This is a genomic window from Kaarinaea lacus, assembly GCF_975902315.1.
Genome location: NZ_CDLKIE010000444.1, coordinates 1 through 4703 on the forward strand (window position 1 = coordinate 1; position 4703 = coordinate 4703).

The following is a 4703-nucleotide window of genomic DNA, read 5'->3' on the forward strand; positions in this document are numbered from 1 at the left end:
TCACGGCTTGGGCTTAATTTAGCCGATATACAGGAAGTTATTTCCAAAGCTGTCGGAGGTATCAATGTCACTGAAACAGTAGAAGGCCTTGAACGTTACCCCGTGAATATTCGATATCCTCGTGAGGCGCGAGACACTATAGAAAAACTGTCTCTACTACCTATTGTAACTCCCGGTAAAGCAACTGTACCTCTAGGTGAAGTAGCAGATATCAGTATTGTTGATGGTCCGGGTATGATTAAGAGTGAAAACGCGCGTCGTACCGGCTGGATCTTTGTCGATATCGCCGACAGGGATCTGGGTAGTTATGTTAAGGATGCACAACAGACTGTTATGAATAATATTGAATTGCCAGCAGGTTATGCCATTGGCTGGTCTGGCCAGTATGAATATTTATTGCGTGCAGACGAAAGACTTTTATATATCGGCCCATTGACCCTGGTAATCATTTTTCTATTGTTATACTTAAATTTTAAAAACATTGCCGAATCACTCATGGTTATGGGTTCTGTACCTTTGGCGTTGGTGGGTGCATTCTGGTTTATAGACATATTGGGATACAACATTTCCGTTGCAGTTAAGGTGGGATTTATTGCTTTAGCAGGCATTGCTGCCGAATTTGGTGTGGTTATGCTAGTGTATCTGGATCAGGCATATAAAAAATATAAACCACGCAATATGAATGGATTAAAAGCCGCGGTTATGGAAGGTGCAGTGTTGAGGGTGCGACCTAAGGCAATGACGGCTGCGGTTATTCTTGCTGGCCTGTTTCCAATCATGACGGGTACTGGAACGGGGTCCGAAGTTATGCAGCGTATTGCGGCTCCTATGCTGGGAGGGATGATTACCGCGCCCCTGGTTTCCATGGTTTTGATTCCAGTTCTCTATGTAATGTGGCGAGGCAGGCAGATGCGGCGAGGTATTTTCGACTACAGTTAGCATAGAAGACAGCCCTTAATGAGCGGGTGATTGAATGCTGGCCAACAACATCATTTGATGCTGATATATCGGTCTTATTTAACCTGAACTCTCACCTCGTTACTTGTCTATACACGTTTATAGTGCATAATTTAGGATGCAGAATCGTAGAAGAACGATTTCTATATATTACAAAAAGCATCAACTACCAATAGCTGAAAACTATGATTGAAATAATCCCGAACTGGCATCCTTTTTTTGTGCATTTTACCATTGCGCTATTACTTGTTTCGACGCTGTTCCATGTCGTTTCCGCGCTCAGTACAAAATCTACCAATTATTACCAATATGAAAACGTAGCCAACTGGAATTTATGGTTAGGTGCGTTATTTGCCATTGCCACTGTTGTGGCAGGCTGGTTTGCATCCAATTCCGTGGATCATGATACGCCATCCCACCTGGCCATGTTAGAACATCGCAACTGGGCACTGGGAACCGCAGCGCTGTTCATATTACTTGCTTTTTGGTCATTTCAACGCGCTCGCAAGGCGCTTCCCATTACCTGGTTGATAACATTGCCTTTAATTGTTGCATCAATGTCCCTGGGGGCTACAGGCTGGTTGGGCGGAGAACTGGTTTATCGTCATGGTCTGGGTGTTATGTCTCTGCCAGATACTGATGAGCATGATCACGGTGCACATTCCCATGGTTCAGATGAACATGGTGCGGGTGGCATATCGAGTATGATGCAGGAAGACAAGAGCGAGGAAGCTGAGCATGAAGTGGGTGAGAAAGCTCACTCCCATGATGGCGAACAGAACGAAAAACACCAGCATGACTCAATAGGCGATGAACCGAAGACAGATGCTGATAATGCGGTAACCAAACAGAGTCATGATGATCACACCCACGATCACAGTGATCATTCCCACTAACTACTTTTTCATGACCAGGCGATGTTATATATGAGCAGGGTGCCGATATACATTTATAATTGCTCTTTAGGTATATTGCTGGCTATAGGGATTGTAAGTTGCGACCAGCAACCAAAAGTTATGAGTAGTAGTACCGGCTTAATGCCACAGCGGGCTTATGATGAAAACCAGTTGGCGCTGGGCAAACAGGTATTTGCTGAAAACTGCTCAAAATGCCATGGCGATAATGCTCAGGGTGCAAAGAACTGGCATCAACGTAATCCCGATGGCACTTTCCCGCCACCACCGTTGAACGGTAGCGGCCATGCCTGGCATCATTCACTGGACGTTTTATACGATGTGATATCCAATGGCAGTCAGCCCGGGCAGGGAAATATGCCAGCATGGAAAGACAAGCTTACCAAGGAGCAAATTGATGCAACCATTATGTGGTTTCAGTCACAGTGGCCGGATCAGGTTTATGCCGCCTGGTATGAGATGCAGCAACGCAAATAGGTGATTTTTTACTTTTTGCACATAAAGTTTGGTGAATTTATAGTTAAGTATAGGAGATAGCAATGTACGGTTTCTCAATTAGTATGTCAGGATCGATGGATGATGTTTGTAATAAAGTTACCGAAGCTTTGAAAACAGAAGGTTTCGGAGTGTTAACTGAGATTGATGTTCAGGCAACCCTGAAGGCAAAGATCGATGTTGATCGTAAACCTTATAAAATCCTTGGCGCTTGTAATCCTCAACTGGCAAATCAGGCAATAAATGCTGAACCCGATATAGGTTTGTTACTCCCCTGTAATGTCGTGGTACGTGAGGAAGATGATGGTTCCATGACCGTAGCATTTATGGACCCTGCCGCAGTACTGGATATTGTTGATAATGCAGATGTTCATGAAATCGCTCCCCAGGTAAAAGCAAGATTGGAAAAAGTGCGAGATTTACTCGCGGCTGGTTAGTAATCCACGGCGCGGCGCCGCTATTTGCGCGGCGCCCCAAAAGACATCTTATTTTCTGCAGTCATTGCGCCCACAATTAAAATTACCGGGGATAGTTTGTAAGATTACGTGATCTAATATTTATATATCTCAATCTGGAGGGCTAGCTAATGACAACAGAAACCACGTTTTATATATCCGGATTAAAGTGCGACGGATGTGTCGCTACTGCGAAAAATGCCCTTTCAAATGTTACAGGTTATGAGTCAGCAGATTTCGACCTGGACGCAGGAATCATGCAAGTGACGGGCGAAATTGATCCCCAGGCAATCTCCGTTGCGATGTCTGAAGCAGGTTATGCCGCTGTAGTAAAAAGCAACTAAGCACCGCGTATTAACCCGGTTAAAAACACAATGGAGAAATTTACCCTTAATGTCTCTGGCATGACTTGCGCTGCTTGTGTGGCGAATGTGGAAAAAGCTATTCGAGGTGTAAATGGTGTAGAAGAAGCCTGGGTTAATTTTGCTGACCACACCGCAGTCGTAGAAGGCGAAGTAGACCACGAAAAAGTTATTGGCGCTATCATTGATGCAGGCTATGGTGCGTCGGAGTCTATCGGGATTTCCGAAACTGAGCCCACAGGCAACGCAGAAGATCAACTTCTGCTGTATAAAACTGTCTATGCTGGTGCCATTGGCCTGTTGTTGTTTGTTTTTTCAATGACTGATCTGTCTCCAGCGCTTCGCACCGACCAACCTAATACTTTATGGTTAGTATTTGGGGTATTCGCATTTTCAGTACTGGCCTATTCAGGTTCACACATTTTTCGCGGCGCCTGGAAACAGGCGAAACATGGCTCTGCCAATATGGATACCCTGGTGGCATTAGGTACCGGTGCGGCCTGGATTTATTCGATGATAGTCGTGATATTCCCGTCCCTGGTGCCAGAGTTAGCCCGCCACGTCTATTTTGAGGCTTCGGCTGTCATTATTGCGTTTATCAATTTTGGGTCCTTACTGGAGCATCGCGCCCGTGGAAAAACTTCTCAGGCGATTAAGCGCCTGATAGGGTTGCAGGCGCGTACTGCGCATCTGGTTGTGGGTACGGAAGAATCAGATATTCCTATCGAGCAAGTAAAGCAAAATAATTTTCTGCGTGTGCGTCCCGGCGAAAAGATTCCCGTCGATGGTGTGATTGTCGAAGGGCAATCGGTTGTTGATGAGTCCATGATAACCGGCGAGCCTATTGGTGTTACCAAAAGTGCCGGGGATAAAGTTATCGGTGGCACTATCAATAATTCGGGTAGTTTTCTGTTTCGCGCTACTCATGTGGGTGAACAAACCATGCTCGCTCGCATCATGGAACTGGTGAAGGTCGCGCAAAATTCCAAACCACCGATTGGACGATTGGCGGATAAAGTTGCCAGTGTTTTCGTGCCGGCGGTTATACTAATCGCGTTAGTGACCCTGGTAATGTGGTGGTACTGGGGGCCGGACCCGAAAGCCAGTTACATGCTGGTGACATCCATGAGCGTATTGGTAATAGCCTGTCCCTGTGCCCTGGGGTTGGCAACGCCAATTTCAATAATGCTGGGGATTAACAAGGCAGCGGAATTTGGCATTCTAATTCGTAATGCAGACGCATTACAGAAAGCTGGTTCCATTACCACGGTGCTGCTGGATAAGACAGGAACCGTAACAGAAGGCAAACCCAAAGTTGTTGCGATTAAAGCAGGTCTGGATGTGTCCGAACAACAAGTCATACAATATGCGGCCAGCCTGGAAGCGCAATCAGAACATCCCGTTGCTCATGCTATTGTTGATTATTCGAAACAACAGAATATCAATTTATTCAAAATTAAAGATTTTCATTCTACAGTGGGCAAAGGCGTTGTTGCTACTGTAGATGAATTACTGGCTCA

At 45.6% G+C, this 4703-nt stretch carries 6 protein-coding genes; all 6 read left to right on the forward strand.

The annotated features are described in order from the left end of the window. Positions 1-939, forward strand: a 939-nt coding sequence (locus ACWVCM_RS13825; protein WP_455202348.1) for an efflux RND transporter permease subunit, incomplete at its 5' end; no start/stop codon positions are given. 203 nt (positions 940-1142) lie between these two features. Beyond that, entirely contained in the window at positions 1143-1853 is a 711-nt protein-coding gene (locus ACWVCM_RS13830; RefSeq protein WP_455202349.1) for a DUF2231 domain-containing protein, read from the forward strand. A 120-nt stretch (positions 1854-1973) separates the two neighbouring features. Beyond that, entirely contained in the window at positions 1974-2348 is a 375-nt protein-coding gene (locus ACWVCM_RS13835; RefSeq protein WP_455202350.1) for a c-type cytochrome, read from the forward strand. A 62-nt stretch (positions 2349-2410) separates the two neighbouring features. After that, entirely contained in the window at positions 2411-2803 is a 393-nt protein-coding gene (locus ACWVCM_RS13840) for a DUF302 domain-containing protein (RefSeq protein ID WP_455202351.1), read from the forward strand. Positions 2804-2952: 149 nt separating this feature from the next. Next, the gene (locus ACWVCM_RS13845; RefSeq protein WP_455202352.1) at positions 2953-3165 is read left to right on the forward strand and encodes a heavy-metal-associated domain-containing protein; all 213 of its coding nucleotides are present in this window, start codon (positions 2953-2955) and stop codon (positions 3163-3165) included. A gap of 30 nt (positions 3166-3195) precedes the next feature. After that, positions 3196-4703 (forward strand): heavy metal translocating P-type ATPase (locus ACWVCM_RS13850; protein ID WP_455202353.1); only part of this gene is annotated, 1508 nt, incomplete at its 3' end.